Origin of the sequence: Nitrospirillum bahiense (assembly GCF_007828025.1) — a bacterium.
GTDB classification, from domain to species: domain Bacteria; phylum Pseudomonadota; class Alphaproteobacteria; order Azospirillales; family Azospirillaceae; genus Nitrospirillum; species Nitrospirillum amazonense.
In genome coordinates, this window is the sequence record NZ_VITO01000018.1 from 36,980 (window position 1) to 51,256 (window position 14,277).

Below are 14,277 nucleotides of genomic sequence, written 5' to 3' on the forward strand. Positions count from 1 at the left end.
CCGGTAACGGAATAAAGGGCGGCACTCGCGAGGGTGTCGCCTTTTTCGTTGGCCCCTATCCACGCCTCAGGTCCTGTGACATTGACAACGCCCCCGCCTCCGCTAACGTATCGACATTGTCTCGACATCGCGAAAGGGCCGGGCATGCGCGTGACCGTAAGGAAATGGGGAAACAGCGCCTCAGTCCGCATTCCCGTGGCGATCATGGAAGCGGTTGGACTGGAGGTCGACGCCACAGTCGATATTCGGGAAGAGGGCAACCGCATCGTGATCGAGCCGGTGCGCAAGGACGACTACGACCTGGCGGATTTGATTGCCGGCATAACCCCGGAAAATCGCCACGTCGAAGTCGATTACGGACCGTCGGTCGGCAAGGAAATCCCGTAATGGGCTACATCCCGGATGCCGGGGATGTCGTGTGGCTGCAATTCAACCCGCAAGCGGGGCATGAGCAGGCCGGACACCGGCCGGCCGTGGTCTTAAGCCCAGCAGCCTACAATCGACGCGCCGGCTTGATGCTATGTTGCCCGATGACGACACAGATCAAGGGTTATCCCTTCGAAGTGCTGATCGGTCCAGACAAGAAGCAGGCAGTCTTGGCCGACCAGGTGAAAAGCCTGGACTGGCAGGCCCGACAGGCTGAGTTCAAAGGCAAGATCGACGAAGCGGAGCTAGCAGAGGTTCGCCGGAAGGCCTCGGCCCTCATCGGCAAGCCGTGAATTTCTTCACGGTCCCTCGAACGCTCGGTCGTGCAGCAGGCTGGGCACCATGCTCCGCGCCTCATCCACCTTGGATAGGTCCAAATCGGCCACCAGCACGCCCGGCGTCTCGCCGCCGGCGTCGGCCACGATCTCACCCCAGGGGCTGACGATCAGGGCGTGGCCATAGGTCGCGCGGCCGCCGTCGTGGATGCCCACCTGGGCGGGGGCCAGGACCCAGCAGCCCGTCTCGATGGCGCGGGCGCGCAGCAGAACATGCCAATGGGCGCGGCCGGTGGGGACGGTGAAGGCCGAGGGTACCGTGATGATACGGGCGCCGGCCTTGGCCAGGGCGCGGAACAGCTGGGGGAAGCGCACGTCATAGCAGACGGTGAGGCCCAGCCCGCCCCAGGGGGTGTCGACCACACGCGCGACGTCGCCGGGGCGGAAGGTGGCGCTTTCGCGATAGCGCTCACCATTCGCCAGTTCCACATCGAACATATGCAGCTTGTCATAGCGGGCCAGCACGCGGCCCGCCGGATCGATGACGAAGCAGCGGTTGGCCGCCCGGCCATCCTCGGTCAGGCAGGCCAGGGTGCCGGTCATGAGCCACAGCCCAGTCTCGGCCGCCAGCTCGCGGAAGCGGCTAAGGGCCGGATGCGCCTCTTCCTCATAGGCGCCGGCCAGCACCCGCTCGCGGCCCTGGACCATGCGGGCCACGTTCTCCGGCAGGGTGGCGAACGCCGCCCCCTGATCCTTGGCCTGGCGCAGCAGCCGGGCCGCCGCGTCCATGTTGGCCGCGATCTCCGGCCCGGCGGTCATCTGCAGGACCGCCGCGCGCAGGACACCCGAGAAAGGGGCGGCCGTCATGCTCAGGCGGTGCCGGAGGCCAGCTGGTCCAGGCCCAGCTTGGCGTTCAGCTTGCCGGCGCGGTCCAGGGCGTGGATGTCGTCACTGCCGCCCAGGCCCTCACCATCCACGAAAATCTGCGGCACCGTGGTGCGGCCGTCGGCGCGCTGGATCATCTCGGGCTTGCGCGACGGGTTGGCGATGACGTCGATCTCCTCATACTGCACGCCCTTGCTGTCCAGCAGGCGCTTGGCGCGGTGGCAATAGGGGCAGTAGGGGCTGGTGTAGATTTCAACGCGGGGCATGGGCCCAAACTCCTGAGGAAATGATTTACCTGAAATATTGGCGCATCGGCGGCGTAGCGCCAAGGGTGGGTGCGCAACCCAGCCCTGAGTTTAGAGTGTTTCTAAATAACCTCATCCTTCAGCACCCGGGCCAGGGCCAGCACCTCCACCCCCGCCGCCCCCGCCCGCAACAGCACGCGGGCGCATTCCGCCACCGTGGCGCCGGTGGTGTAGACGTCGTCCACCAGCACGACGCGCAGCCCCTTGACCGAGCGGCCGGGACGCAGGGCGAAGGCGCCGGCCACGTTGCGCGCCCGCCCCTCCCGCGACAGGCTGCCCTGGCTGGGCGTGCGGCGGCGGCGGACCAGCAGGTCAGGCGCCGCCTTCACCCCGCTGAGGGTCCCCAGCCGCGCGGCCAGCAGGGCCGCCTGGTTGTAGCGCCGGGCGAACAGGCGCCAGCGGTGCAGCGGCACCGGCGCCACGAGGTCGGCCCCGGCCAGCAGCTCTCCCCCGGCGCGCGCCATCCAGCCGGCGAACAGGGGGACGGCCTCCGTCCGGTCGCCATGCTTGAAGCCCAGGATCAGGGGGCGGCTGGCATCGTCGTACAGCACGGCGGCGCGCAGCCGGCCGAAGGATAGGGGCGCGGCGACACAGATGGCGCACAGGGCGTCGGCGCCCATGTCGTGGGGAAAGGGCCGGCCGCAAGCGGCGCATTGCGGCGCCGTGATGAAGCTGACGCCCCGCCAGCAGGTGCCGCACAGCGTGCCGGCAGCGGCCACCGCCTCGCCACAGCCCAGGCAGCGCGGCGGCAGCACCAGGTCGAGCAGGCGCACGCCGGTGTCGCGCACCCTGGCCCCCATCGCCCGCCCCCAATCGCCCATACGCGCATGTCCTCCAAGAAGCACGCGCCATGATAGCGCAAAGCCGCGCGTACCCCGTAAATTCCTGTTGCTCCGGCCAACGAAGGGCCTATACCGGCCCCATGAGCGACGCCGACAGCATGACCGTCTTCAACCGCCGCCGCGTGCGGGCCCATCGCGACCGGGCCGCCGCCGGGTGGACCGGCTTCGATTTCCTGAAGGCCGAGGTGGTTGGCCGCCTGGTGGAACGCCTGGCCGACATCAAGCGCGACTTCCGCGTGGCCCTGGACCTGGGCTGCCATGGCGGAGAGGTGGCGCAGGCCCTTGCGGCCGTGCCCAGCATCGCCCAGGTGGTGGCGACGGACCTGTCCCCCCGCTTCGCGGCCGAGGCGGCCAAGCGCATGCCTGGCCTGCCCACGGTGGCGGCGGATGAGGAGTTCCTGCCCTTCGCCGAGGGCAGCTTCGACCTGGTGGTCAGCGCCCTCAGCCTGCATTGGGTCAACGATCTGCCTGGCGCCCTGATCCAGGTACGCCGCGCCTTGAAGCCCGACGGCCTGTTCCTGGGTGCCATCCTGGGTGGCGAGACGCTGTTCGAGCTGCGCCGCAGCCTGATGGAAGCAGAGATGGACCTGATGGGCGGCCTGTCGCCCCGCATCAGCCCCATGGCCGAGGTGCGCGACGCCGGCGGCCTGCTGCAGCGCGCCGGCTTCGCCCTGCCGGTGGTGGACAGCGACATGCTGACCGTCAGCTACCCCCACGCCTTCCGCCTGATCCAGGACCTGCGGGGCATGGGCGAGACCAACGCCGTGCTGGACAGCCGCAAGGGCGTGAGCCCCAGCGACCTGTTCACCCGGGCCGCGGAGCGCTATCAGGACCTGTACCCCGATGGCGAGGGCGGCATCGAGGCTAGCTTCCAGGTGCTGTACCTGGCCGGCTGGGCCCCCGACGAAAGCCAGCAGAAACCCCTGCGCCGTGGCAGCGCCAAGCTGCGCCTGGCCGACGCATTGGGCACGGAAGAGATCAATCCGCTTAAAAATTAATTCTCTGGTGCCGACCTGTTCGTGTGGGTGAGGTCGCGCCCTGGCCGATGTGAGTGGGGCTACAGCAGATCGCGCAGCATGGCCACCAGCGGCACATCCGCCGGGGGCATGGGATAGTCGTTCAGCTGGTCCACCCGCGCCCAGGCCAACACCTGCCCTTCCAGGGGTTGAGGCGTGCCCTGCCAGACGCGGCAGACGTACAGCGGCATCAATAGGTGGAAGGACTCATACCGGTGGCTGGCGAAGGTGAAGGGCGCCAGGCAGCTGGTGCGCGTGTCTATGCCCAGCTCCTCCCGCAGTTCCCGAACAAGCGCCACCTCCGGCGTCTCGCCGGGATCGACCTTGCCGCCGGGGAACTCCCAGAGGCCCGCCAGGGACTTGCCCGGCGGGCGCTGCGCCAGCAGCACCCGCCCGTCGGCATCGATCAGCGCCACGGCGGCCACCAGCACCGTGCGTACCGGCTCCACCGGTTCCGGTTGGCCGTCCCAGCAAGGGGTCATCTCATCCGCCATCAATCGCTCCTAGGTCTCTGGCAGCGGCATGACCGTTCATGCCGCTGTAGGCCGCGACCGCGGCCGCCGGAGATTTTCGGGGAACGCAGTGGACCGAAAATCGAGGACAAGGCAAGCGGGCGGATGCCCGCGCCCGCCGCCTGAGGGAACCCTTAACTCCGGTAGCTTCCATTAATATCGATGTAGCCGTGGGTCAGGTCGCAGGTCCACACGGTGGCCTTGCCCCGGCCCAGGCCCAGGTCGATCTGGATGTCGATCTCCTGCCCCTTCATGTGGGCCGCCACCGGCGCCTCGTCATAACCCGGGACCTCCATCCCGTTGGCGCAGATCTGCACGCCGCCGATGCTGATGACCAGCTTGTCGCGGTCGGCCTTCTCGCCGGCGCGGCCCACGGCGGCGACGATGCGGCCCCAGTTGGCGTCCTCACCGGCCACGGCGGTTTTCACCAGGGGGGAGTTGGCGACGGTCAGGGCGATGCGCTTGGCCGCCTGGTTGCTGGCCGCACCGGTCACGGTCAGGGTCACGAACTTGGTGGCACCCTCACCATCGCGCACGATCTGCTGGGCCAGGTCCAGGCAGACGGCGTCCAGCGCCTTGGCGAAGGGCCGCAGGCGCGGATCGGTCGCGTCGGTGATGGGGGCGTTACCGGCCTGGCCGGTGGCCACCAGGATCACCGTGTCGCTGGTGGAGGTGTCGCCGTCCACCGTCACGCAGTTGAAGCTGCGGTCGGTGGCGCGCGACAGCAGCTTCTGCAGCACCGGCGCGGCGATGGCGGCGTCGGTGAACAGGAAGCCCAGCATGGTCGCCATGTCGGGGGCGATCATGCCGCTGCCCTTGGCGAAGCCGTTCAGGGTCACGGTCTTGCCGTCGATGACGCAGGTGGCCACCGCCCCCTTGGGGAAGGTGTCGGTGGTCATGATGGCGCGGGCGGCCGCGTCCCAGTTGCCGGCGTCCAGCTTGGCCCAGGCGGCGCCCAGGTGTTGGGCGATCATGTCGGCCGGCAGGGGCTGGCCGATGACCCCGGTGGAGGCGACGAAGACCTCTTCCGGCTTGCAGCCTACCAGCTGGGCGGCGGTGGCCACCGTTTCGGACACCAGCGATTCGCCGGCGGCACCGGTGAAGGCGTTGGAGTTGCCGGAGTTCACCACCAGGGCGCGGGCGCTGCCGCCGGTCAGGCCCTTGCGGCACCAGTGCACGGGCGCGCTGGCGGTCAGGGAGCGGGTCAGCACGCCGGCGACGGTGGTGCCGGGCGCCAGCTCGGCCACCATCAGGTCATCCCGGCCCTTGTAGCGGATGCCGCAGTTGTACGCCGCCAGGCGGACGCCGGCCACGGGGGACAGGGTGGGGAAAGCGTCGGGTGCCAGGGGGGAGACCTTGGAGGCCATGGGGATCGCTCCGTTGAAGGCGAACGGTTCGGATGAGGGGCCGCCCGGAGGAACCGGGCAAACGGCGCAGAAAATAGGCCGAAATCCGTGACGAATAAAATCGAAAACGGGCGTCCGGCGCTTAAGCGAACCGCGGACAGCAAAAGGGCGCAAGACCGCCACCGGCGATGCTTGCGCCCTTCGCTAGCGTGACGGCGCGGGAAGGAACTCATCCCCGCGCCTTCCACCCGCCTTACTGCTTGGCGGGAGCGGCCGGCTTGGCGGCGGCCGGCGGCGGGGTCAGGGAGATGGCCTGCTTGCCGGTGATGTCGAAGGCCTCGACCTTGGCACCCTTGCGCAGCTCTTCCACCACCTGGGCGGCCAGATCCTGGGCTTCGGCCTGGGCGACCTGGCCCTTCACCTGCTCGAACGGCGGGGCCTGGCGCTTGCGGCGGTCCTCAACCTTGATCACGTGCCAACCGAAGTCGGTCTTCACCGGGGTCTTGCTGACCTCACCCGGCTTCATGGCGAAGGCGGCGTCGGCGAAGGGGGCGACCATGTCACCCTTCGTGAAGTAGCCCAGGTCGCCAGCCGAAGCGGCGGAGTTCTTGTCGATCTGCTGCTCGGACGCCAGCTTGGCGAAATCGGCGCCGCCCTGGATCTGCTTGATCAGCGCGTCGGCCTCTTCCTTGGTCTTCACCAGGATGTGGCGGGCGCGGACCTCGTCCTCGGCCGGCATGGCCTTCACCATCTCGTCATACTTCTTCTTCAGCAGCGCCTCGTTCATGCGGGAGTCGACCTGCTTGCGGATGTAGGCCTGCTGCACGAAGCGCTCTTCAGCGTGCTTCAGCTCGGTCTTCACTTCCTTGCTGTCCTGCAGCTTGTCCTTGTAGCCGGCATCCGCCAGCAGGCGGGCGGTCACCAGGTTCTCCAGAACGCGCGGGTAGGCTTCGTTCAGGTGAATCTGCTGCTGGGTCTGGGCCGGCAGCTGGCTGTATTCGGCCAGCACTTCCGACCGGTGGATTTCCTTGCCGTTCACACGGGCCACCACCGGATCGTCCGCGGCCTGGGCCGGCGAGCCGGCGGCCGGCGCCGCGGCGGGGGCGGCAGCCTTGGCCGGGGTGTCAGCGGCCAGGGCGGTGCCGGCCAGGGACCCGAAAGCCGCGGTCAGCAGCGCGGCACGCAACATCTTCACATACATGGAGCTGAATTCCTCGAGGACTGGGGCTGCATCAAAAAACGGCGCGATGCTAGGGACCAGGGACGGCCACGCCGTAGCACTGCCGGGCCCTTCTTCGGCTGTCGCGCCATAAAACACGGGGCGCGCCCCTCTCGCAAGGTGGGACAGCGCCGGATACCCACCCCGTACGTGTCCTGATGCCGCACCCCGGCCCCCAAGCGGCGAGCCTCACGCCATGCCCGGGGATGGTCGCTGGATACCGCATCCGCCGGGGCATCAAAGCGGTTGGAAAGCAGGCGGATCATGCTATGGTCCAGCCCCGCGCGTGTGGGGGATTTGACACGGCAGGTGGGACCGGTATCGCGGTACCGGAAACGGCGGGGCTTCATTGACCGCCGGGCCCTGCCACCTTATCTCACAAGGCGCATGGGGGGCCTTATCCAAAAGGGCCCCATGTCCCGCGCGGCCGGGCTGGATGATCCGGCCGGTTTCCCCGTGTTCGTTCTCTTCGAGGTTTTCATGTTCGGTTCCATCGCCCGCAAACTGTTCGGCAGCGCCAACGAGCGCGTTGTCAAAAGCTTGCGGAAGGACGTCGACGCCATCAACGCGCTGGAGCCGAAGCTGGTATCGCTGTCCGACGACGAGCTGCGCATGCGCACCGACTGGCTGCGCGACCGGCTGGCCAAGGGCGAGACGCTGGACGACATCCTGCCCGACGCCTTCGCCACAGTGCGCGAGGCGGCCAAGCGCGCCATCGGCCAGCGCCATTTCGACGTGCAGCTGATGGGCGGCGTCGTCCTGCACCGCGGCCGCATCGCCGAGATGCGCACCGGCGAAGGCAAGACGCTGGTGGCGACCCTGGCGGTGTACCTGAACGCCCTGGAAGGCAAGGGCGTGCACGTCGTGACCGTGAACGACTACCTGGCCAAGCGCGACAGCGGCTGGATGAGCCGCATCTACGGTTTCCTGGGCCTGACCACCGACTGCATCGTCCACGGCCTGGATGATGACGAGCGCCGCCGCGCCTACGCCGCCGACATCACCTACGGCACCAACAACGAGTTCGGCTTCGACTACCTGCGCGACAACATGAAGTTCCGCCTGGACGACATGGTCCAGCGGCCCTTCAACTTCGCCGTGGTCGACGAGGTGGATAGCGTGCTGGTCGACGAGGCGCGCACCCCGCTGATCATCTCCGGCCCTTCCACCGATGGGTCGGAGCTGTACGCCGCCGTGGACACGGTCATCCTGCGCCTGGCCGACACGGACTATGAAAAGGATGAGAAGGCCAAGTCCGTCAACCTGACGGAAGAGGGCACGGAGAAGGTCGCCCAGATCCTGACCGAGATGGACCTGCTGAAGCAGGGCGACCTGTACGACATCCACAACATCACGCTGGTCCACCACGTGAACCAGGCCCTGCGCGCCCACAAGCTGTTCACCCGCGACGTGGACTACATCGTCAAGGATGACAAGGTCATCATCATCGACGAGTTCACCGGCCGCATGATGGACGGCCGCCGCTATTCCGAAGGCCTGCACCAGGCCCTGGAGGCGAAGGAGCATGTGACCATCCAGCGCGAGAACCAGACGCTCGCGTCCATCACCTTCCAGAACTATTTCCGCCTGTACCCCAAGCTGGCCGGCATGACCGGCACGGCCATGACCGAGGCGGCGGAATTCGCGGAGATCTATAACCTGGACGTGGTCGACATGCCGACCAACCTGCCCGTCCAGCGCATCGACTACGATGACGAGGTCTACCGCACGGCGCGCGAGAAGTACGACGCCATCGTCAAGCTGGTGAAGGAGTGCCAGGAGCGCCAGCAGCCCATCCTGGTCGGCACCATCTCCATCGAGAAGTCGGAACTGCTGTCCGACCTGCTGAAGAAACAGGGCATCCCGCACAACGTGCTGAACGCCCGCTATCACGAGCAGGAAGCCTACATCGTCTCCCAGGCCGGCCGGCCGGGCGCCGTCACCATCGCCACCAACATGGCGGGCCGCGGCACCGACATCAAACTGGGCGGCAACGTCGAAATGCGCATCGAGTACGAGCTGGGGGAGGTGACCGACCCCGCCGAGCGCGCGCGCCGCATCCAGCAGATCGAGGAGGAGGTGGCGGCCGCCAAGGACGTGGCGCTGGCCGCCGGCGGCCTCTACGTCGTGGGCACGGAGCGGCATGAGAGCCGGCGCATCGACAACCAGCTGCGCGGCCGTTCCGGCCGCCAGGGCGACCCCGGCGCCTCGAAGTTCTTCCTGTCGCTGGAAGACGACCTGATGCGCATCTTCGGGTCGCAGCGCATGGACACCATGCTGCAGCGCCTGGGCCTGCAGGAAGGCGAGGCCATCATCCACAGCTGGATCAACAAGGCGCTGGAAAAGGCCCAGAGCCGGGTTGAGGCCCACAACTTCGAAATCCGCAAGAACCTGCTGAAGTACGACAACGTCATGAACGACCAGCGCAAGGTCGTCTATGAGCAGCGTCGTGAGATCATGGCCGTCGACGACATCAAGGAAACCGTCGAGGACATGCGCCAGGACACCATCAACACCCTGGTGGCCAAGGCCATTCCGGCCAACTCCTATGCCGAGCAGTGGAACATGGACCAGCTGCACGAGGACGTGGTGCGCGTCCTGGCGCTGGACGTGCCGGTGCAGGAATGGGGCAAGGAAGAAGGCATCGCCGAGCTTGAGATCGAGCAGCGCCTGATGAAGGCCGCCGAGGAGGCCTACGCCGCCAAGGAGGCCAGCTACGGGCCGGAGATCATGCGCTCCATCGAGCGCAGCCTGCTGCTGCAGCTGCTGGACCAGTCGTGGAAAGACCACCTGTTGTCGCTGGACCATCTGCGCCAGGGCATCAACCTGCGCGCCTATGGCCAGCGCGACCCGCTGAACGAATACAAGCGCGAAGCCTTCAACCTGTTCGAGGAGTTGCTGGACAGCCTGCGCGAGCAGGTGACCCAGGTGCTGATGCGCGTGCAGCTGCAGGTCGCCCAGCCGCCGCTGGACCCGAACGATTTCCCGCCCCAGGAAATGCAGGAGACCCGCGTCGACCCGGCGTTCCCGCCCATTGGCCCGCTCGCTGGCCCGCCCCCTGGCCTGCCGCCGGCCGACGAGCCCCTGCCCCCGGGCATGGCGCGCGCCAGCGCCGGCCTGGGTTATGGCGCCGTGAACATGCCGCAGTCCACCCAGGTGGGTGGCCAGGACCCGGACACCTGGATGAACACCCCCCGGAATTCCCCCTGCCCCTGCGGCAGCGGCCTGAAGTACAAGCATTGCCATGGCCGCGCCCCGTAAGGGGCCGGTCCTGACGACCCGCTTACGCGTGAAGGAAGGGAGCCACGGGCCATGCCGGATGCCGAGGACATGACGCCGGAGGATGACAGCCACCGCCCGGCGCCACCCGTCAACGAAGACATCGTGGAGCGGCTGCGCCGCCGCGCCGAACGGGCCCGCGACCGCTATCCCGACCATGCCGGGGACCCCGGCACCCTGGTCGGCGGCCTGATCGAGGATTACGAAGCCGCCGCGCAGGAGATCGAACGCCTGCGCGCCGCCCTGAAGGACATCGCCCGGCGGTCGCTCGCCGCGATGCGGCCTGAATTATGAGGGTGGCGGCGCTTCTGCTGGCTGCGGGCCTGGTGACCGTTCCGCCGGTGGCACGGGCGGCTGGCGCCGAGCCCGCGCAATCGACACCCCAGGCCATCGTCGAGGCCCTGTACCGGCCGTACCTGGCCGATCCCCACGCCGAGAAGGACACGACTATCGATTCGGTCGCCCAGGTCCGGCGCCACGCCACCCCGGCGCTGGCGCGCCTGCTCGATGCCGACCGGGCTTGCGAAAAGCGCACCCAGGGGATTTGCGCCCTGGACTTCGACATCATCATCGACGGCCAGGACTGGGACCTGTCGGGCTTCGGCCTGCAGGCGGAGGCGTCGGGCGACACGGCCACGGTGACGGCGCGCTTCAGCAACTTCGGGCCCCGCGTCCTGGCCTACCATTTCATGCGGACCGGCGGACGCTGGCTGATCGACGACGTGGTCATTCTGAAGGACGATGCCGCGGCCGCCGACCATCCCTGGTCGCTGAAGGACACGCTGGTGAGCGAGTACGGCCCGACGGGCAAGAAACACCGCTGAGGGCCATCGCCCCCCGGCCGGTCAGTCCGGGTAGCGAATGTCCAGGATCTCCACCTCTTCCGGCCCCTTGGGCGTGCGCACGGTGACGACGTCGCCCACCTTGGCCTTCATCAGCGCGCGCGCCACCGGCGACACCCAGCTGATGCGGTGGCGGTCCATGTCCACCTCGTCCCGGCCGACGATGGTGACGGTCATGCGGCCATCGTCCTCATCGGCATAGGTGACGGTGGCGCCGAAGAAGACCTGGGACCGGTTCTTCTGCAACTGGGGATCGACCACCTCGGCGCTTTCGATGCGCTTGGTCAGGAAACGGATGCGCCGGTCGATCTCACGCAGCCGTTTCTTGCCGTAGAGATAGTCGCCGTTCTCCGACCGGTCGCCGTTGCCGGCGGCCCAGGACACCACCTCCACCACCTTGGGACGCTCCACCCGCAGCAGCTGGTGGCGCTCATCCCGCATGCGGTTGAAGCCTTCCGGCGTCATATAGTTCTTGGCGCCAGCCGGCAGGGGCGGCAGGTCGTCATCATCATCGTCGTCGTCGCGGTCGGGGCTGGTGTTCATCGGTCACATCACGGGGCTCGCACCCCGGCCGTCTACCGCACCCGGGGCGCGGCGACAAGGCCCGGCCGGGGCCGCCGCAGGTTTCCGGGGACTGGAAGGGGACTGGAAACCGAGGATGGCCAAGTTCGCGTGCCCCCCAATCCCCGAGGCACACTACATCTCCCGCAGCGCCTTCATGAAGCCCTCCACCGCCTGGTTCAGGCGGCCGGCCTCGCGGGTCAGGCTGCCGGCGGTGTCCAGCACCTCGCCCGCCGTGCTGCCGGCCACACCGGTGGCATCGGTCAGGGAGGACAGGGTGCGGCTGACGTGGTCGGTGCCGTCGGCGGCCTCGGCCACGTTGCGGGCGATCTCGCGGGTGGCCGCACCTTGCTCCTCCACCGCGGCGGCGATGGCGGCGGCGACCTCGTTCACCTCGTGGATGGTGGCGCCGATACGTTCCATGGCGGCGACGCTGAGATCCGTCCGCTGGCCGATGTCCTGGACGTAGCGGGTGATCTCCTCCGTGGCCTTGGCCGTCTGGCCGGCCAGGGTCTTGACCTCGGAGGCCACCACGGCGAAGCCTTTGCCGGCCTCACCCGCCCGCGCCGCCTCGATGGTGGCGTTCAGCGCCAGCAGGTTGGTCTGGCCGGCAATGTCGCTGATCATCTGCACCACGGCGCCAATGCGGTCCGAGGCCTCGGCCAGGCCGCCGATGGTCTGGCCCGTGGTGGTCGCCTCCGCCACCGCGCGGGCGGCGATGGCCTTGGAGCGTTCGACCTGCCGGCCGACCTCATCCACCGAGGCCGCCAACTCCTGCGCAGCGGCGGCCACCGTCTGCACGTTGCTGGATGTCTGGCTGGCGGCGGCCTGCACGTCCTGGGCCTGCGTGCAGGCGCTGCCGGTGTTGTCGGTCAGGGTGCGGGCGTCGCCCTCCAGCGTGTGGGCGGCGCTGGTGACGGCGGCGGCCACCCCATGCACGTCGGTCTCGAACGCGGCGGCCAGGCGGGCCTGACGCGTCACTACCGACCAGGTCATCATGGGGCCGACATAACGGCCGTCGGTATCGCGCACAGCGGCCACACGCAGCTCCAGCTCCTCGTTATCGCCATGGGCATTTTCCAGGGTCAGGCGGCCTTGCCACGGCAGCAGGGCGGGGTTCTTGACGACCTCCAGCAACGGGGCGGGGTCGGCATGGAACAGGCCGATCCCGGCGCCCACCGGCGTGCCGCCGGCCAGCGGCCGCGGCAGGGGCGCCCCCAGAGACTTCAACGTGCCCAGGCTGGCGGCGTTGGCATAGGTGATGCGGAAATCCTGGTCGGCGTCGGCCAGCAGGACGTTCAGCGGCATGTCGTCCACCATCTGCTTCAGACGGAAGACGTCGGCCACCACGCCGCGCAGGGCGCCGGCGGCGCGCAGCATGCGCCCGATCTCATCCCGGCGCTGGGTGGGGCGGATCTCCACCGTGGTGTCGTTGGCCGCCAGGCGTTCCAGCAGGCGGGCCACCAGCAGGGCGGGACGGCCCACCCAGCGGCTGGCCAGCCACCAGGCGGCCAGGCCCAGCACCACGGCCAGGGTGACGCTGGCGACCAGGATGCTGGTCTTCAGACGCTCCACCGCCTCGGCGAAGATGCGCTTCTGAATGCCGGTGTACAGCACACCCACGATATGGCCGCTGGCGTCCTTGATGGGGTCGTACGCGGTGTAGAAGGGCACGCCCAGGATGTCGGCCTCGCCGCGATAGGCTTCGCCCCGACCGACGACGGCGTCGTAGACGGCGTTGCGGGCCAGCGCGGTACCGACGGCACGGCTGCCGTCCTGTTTCATGACGTTGGTAGCAATGCGCACCATCTCGCCGTCCTTGGCGGCGAAGATGGTGGCGGTGCCGCCCACCAGGCGCTTCACCGTATCGACGGCGGCGACGTTGTTCTCCAGCGCCGTGTCGCCGGCGTACAGGTGCCCGTCCCTGAGGCTGTAGCCCTTGCCGTAACCTTCCAGCACGTGCCACGCCACCTGCATGTTGGCATCCTGCCGGTCCTTGGCCAATTCCATGGTGAAGCCCGCCAGCAACACGTGGCTGATGCCCAGGCTGACCACCGTCAGCAGGGTCACGGCCCCCACGATCAGCAGGGCGATGCGCGCCGCCACCGACACGGCGAAACCCTTGCGGACCTTAGTGGAAATGGAGCGGGCGGAAATGGAGGGGGTGCCGGCGGCCGACCGGGCCGTCGAGGACTGGGCTTGGAACATGGCAACACTTCCCAAATGCGGCGCCCACGAGGGCGCCGGAGGGCGCGCACGGGCGAGAACAACAGCGAAATTTGAAATGCCGGCTAGGGCGACCCCGATCGGCCCGCGAACCGCGGAGCTGTCTTTCGGAAGGCAGGTTTCAATATAGACCGCTGGAGATTTAGTCCAGGGATAAGCCCATGCGAATTTTGAAGACTAGACCATCAGGATGAATGGCACACCGATCCGTTAACCTTTGAAATTTCTTTTAGATGCTTCTCGCCTTCATCGCCGACCGGTCAATATCTTTGCGGTTTGCTATCCCTTGACCAGGACATCCCAGCATTGGCAACTAAGTAATACTTGGATAATCTGCAGAAGATAGATTCCCCGACCTAACTAATCGGACACCGAAGTCGATGGCCGGGGAAGATGAGGTTGACAGGTCATCCAACGGCCGCCGCTAAAACCTGGTCGAAGAGCACCGGGCCGGCGCCAAGAAGCCGTATCAGCCGGCGACGGCTTCCAGCCAGGCCTGCGTTCTTCTGTCGCATTCCGGCGCGAATTGCCGGAACGACGCTG

General features: G+C 67.9%; 14 protein-coding genes. 6 read left to right on the forward strand and 8 right to left on the reverse strand.

All coding sequences use genetic code 11. From position 1 onward, the window contains the following. The first annotated feature begins 144 nt into the window (after window positions 1-144). The gene (locus tag FBZ88_RS22220; RefSeq protein ID WP_145619310.1) at window positions 145-387 is read left to right on the forward strand and encodes an AbrB/MazE/SpoVT family DNA-binding domain-containing protein; all 243 of its coding nucleotides are present in this window, start codon (window positions 145-147) and stop codon (window positions 385-387) included. Further along, the gene (gene mazF, locus FBZ88_RS22225) at window positions 387-719 is read left to right on the forward strand and encodes an endoribonuclease MazF (RefSeq protein ID WP_145619311.1); all 333 of its coding nucleotides are present in this window, start codon (window positions 387-389) and stop codon (window positions 717-719) included. Before FBZ88_RS22220 ends, mazF begins: the two co-directional genes overlap by 1 nt. A gap of 6 nt (window positions 720-725) precedes the next feature. Here mazF and FBZ88_RS22230 read toward each other — a convergent pair whose 3' ends face one another. The 3 genes from FBZ88_RS22230 to FBZ88_RS22240 form a co-directional block, all read right to left on the reverse strand. Beyond that, entirely contained in the window at window positions 726-1,568 is an 843-nt protein-coding gene (locus FBZ88_RS22230) for a carbon-nitrogen hydrolase family protein (RefSeq protein ID WP_145619312.1), read from the reverse strand. Window positions 1,569-1,570: 2 nt separating this feature from the next. Continuing rightward, the gene (grxC, locus tag FBZ88_RS22235; RefSeq protein WP_088872197.1) at window positions 1,571-1,852 is read right to left on the reverse strand and encodes a glutaredoxin 3; all 282 of its coding nucleotides are present in this window, start codon (window positions 1,850-1,852) and stop codon (window positions 1,571-1,573) included. A 101-nt stretch (window positions 1,853-1,953) separates the two neighbouring features. Further along, window positions 1,954-2,712 (reverse strand): ComF family protein, encoded by a 759-nt coding sequence (locus FBZ88_RS22240; RefSeq protein WP_246138806.1) that lies wholly within the window; start codon window positions 2,710-2,712, stop codon window positions 1,954-1,956. 101 nt (window positions 2,713-2,813) lie between these two features. On the opposite strand from FBZ88_RS22240, the gene FBZ88_RS22245 reads away from it, so the two are divergent. Further along, complete coding sequence (locus FBZ88_RS22245) at window positions 2,814-3,731, forward strand: methyltransferase domain-containing protein (protein ID WP_145619313.1); 918 nt, start codon at window positions 2,814-2,816, stop codon at window positions 3,729-3,731. A 59-nt stretch (window positions 3,732-3,790) separates the two neighbouring features. Here FBZ88_RS22245 and mutT read toward each other — a convergent pair whose 3' ends face one another. The 3 genes from mutT to FBZ88_RS22260 all read right to left on the reverse strand — a co-directional run bounded on the left by mutT (window position 3,791) and on the right by FBZ88_RS22260 (window position 6,808). Beyond that, window positions 3,791-4,231, reverse strand: a complete 441-nt coding sequence (gene mutT / locus FBZ88_RS22250) for an 8-oxo-dGTP diphosphatase MutT (protein ID WP_145619383.1) — start codon at window positions 4,229-4,231, stop codon at window positions 3,791-3,793. Window positions 4,232-4,395: 164 nt separating this feature from the next. Beyond that, on the reverse strand, window positions 4,396-5,628 hold the full coding sequence (argJ, locus tag FBZ88_RS22255) for a bifunctional glutamate N-acetyltransferase/amino-acid acetyltransferase ArgJ (protein ID WP_145619314.1): 1,233 nt from the start codon (window positions 5,626-5,628) through the stop codon (window positions 4,396-4,398). A gap of 232 nt (window positions 5,629-5,860) precedes the next feature. After that, window positions 5,861-6,808: a peptidylprolyl isomerase gene (locus FBZ88_RS22260; protein WP_246138807.1), complete on the reverse strand. Its 948-nt coding sequence runs from the start codon at window positions 6,806-6,808 to the stop codon at window positions 5,861-5,863. A gap of 498 nt (window positions 6,809-7,306) precedes the next feature. Between FBZ88_RS22260 and secA the strand changes: the two genes are divergently transcribed. Genes secA through FBZ88_RS22275 form a run of 3 tightly spaced genes read left to right on the forward strand, consistent with a single transcriptional unit; the run spans window position 7,307 to window position 10,929 of the window. After that, window positions 7,307-10,087: a preprotein translocase subunit SecA gene (secA, locus tag FBZ88_RS22265; RefSeq protein WP_145619385.1), complete on the forward strand. Its 2,781-nt coding sequence runs from the start codon at window positions 7,307-7,309 to the stop codon at window positions 10,085-10,087. A 51-nt stretch (window positions 10,088-10,138) separates the two neighbouring features. Next, complete coding sequence (locus FBZ88_RS22270) at window positions 10,139-10,399, forward strand: hypothetical protein (protein WP_088872201.1); 261 nt, start codon at window positions 10,139-10,141, stop codon at window positions 10,397-10,399. Window positions 10,400-10,401: 2 nt separating this feature from the next. Further along, on the forward strand, window positions 10,402-10,929 hold the full coding sequence (locus FBZ88_RS22275) for a YqhG/Tai3 family protein (RefSeq protein ID WP_186464554.1): 528 nt from the start codon (window positions 10,402-10,404) through the stop codon (window positions 10,927-10,929). A gap of 21 nt (window positions 10,930-10,950) precedes the next feature. Here the strand turns inward: FBZ88_RS22275 and greB are convergent, their stop codons facing one another. Further along, a complete protein-coding gene (gene greB / locus FBZ88_RS22280; RefSeq protein ID WP_145619316.1) occupies window positions 10,951-11,490 on the reverse strand; it encodes a transcription elongation factor GreB in 540 nt (179 codons plus the stop codon). A gap of 153 nt (window positions 11,491-11,643) precedes the next feature. Beyond that, window positions 11,644-13,716 carry a methyl-accepting chemotaxis protein gene (locus FBZ88_RS22285; RefSeq protein ID WP_145619317.1) on the reverse strand — a complete coding sequence of 691 codons (2,073 nt, stop codon included), beginning with the start codon at window positions 13,714-13,716 and terminating at the stop codon, window positions 11,644-11,646. Between the last annotated feature and the right edge of the window lie 561 nt (window positions 13,717-14,277).

Bases quoted from the DNA above. Each gene is read 5' to 3' on its own strand.
- FBZ88_RS22220 (WP_145619310.1), top strand. From the start codon at position 145: ATGCGCGTGACCGTAAGGAAATGGGGAAACAGCGCCTCAGTCCGCATT.
- argJ (WP_145619314.1), bottom strand. From the start codon at position 5,628: ATGGCCTCCAAGGTCTCCCCCCTGGCACCCGACGCTTTCCCCACCCTG.
- secA (WP_145619385.1), top strand. From the start codon at position 7,307: ATGTTCGGTTCCATCGCCCGCAAACTGTTCGGCAGCGCCAACGAGCGC.
- FBZ88_RS22240 (WP_246138806.1), bottom strand. From the start codon at position 2,712: ATGGGCGATTGGGGGCGGGCGATGGGGGCCAGGGTGCGCGACACCGGC.
- greB (WP_145619316.1), bottom strand. From the start codon at position 11,490: ATGAACACCAGCCCCGACCGCGACGACGACGATGATGATGACGACCTG.
- FBZ88_RS22230 (WP_145619312.1), bottom strand. From the start codon at position 1,568: ATGACGGCCGCCCCTTTCTCGGGTGTCCTGCGCGCGGCGGTCCTGCAG.
- grxC (WP_088872197.1), bottom strand. From the start codon at position 1,852: ATGCCCCGCGTTGAAATCTACACCAGCCCCTACTGCCCCTATTGCCAC.
- FBZ88_RS22245 (WP_145619313.1), top strand. From the start codon at position 2,814: ATGAGCGACGCCGACAGCATGACCGTCTTCAACCGCCGCCGCGTGCGG.
- mazF (WP_145619311.1), top strand. From the start codon at position 387: ATGGGCTACATCCCGGATGCCGGGGATGTCGTGTGGCTGCAATTCAAC.
- mutT (WP_145619383.1), bottom strand. From the start codon at position 4,231: ATGACCCCTTGCTGGGACGGCCAACCGGAACCGGTGGAGCCGGTACGC.
- FBZ88_RS22260 (WP_246138807.1), bottom strand. From the start codon at position 6,808: ATGTATGTGAAGATGTTGCGTGCCGCGCTGCTGACCGCGGCTTTCGGG.
- FBZ88_RS22270 (WP_088872201.1), top strand. From the start codon at position 10,139: ATGCCGGATGCCGAGGACATGACGCCGGAGGATGACAGCCACCGCCCG.
- FBZ88_RS22285 (WP_145619317.1), bottom strand. From the start codon at position 13,716: ATGTTCCAAGCCCAGTCCTCGACGGCCCGGTCGGCCGCCGGCACCCCC.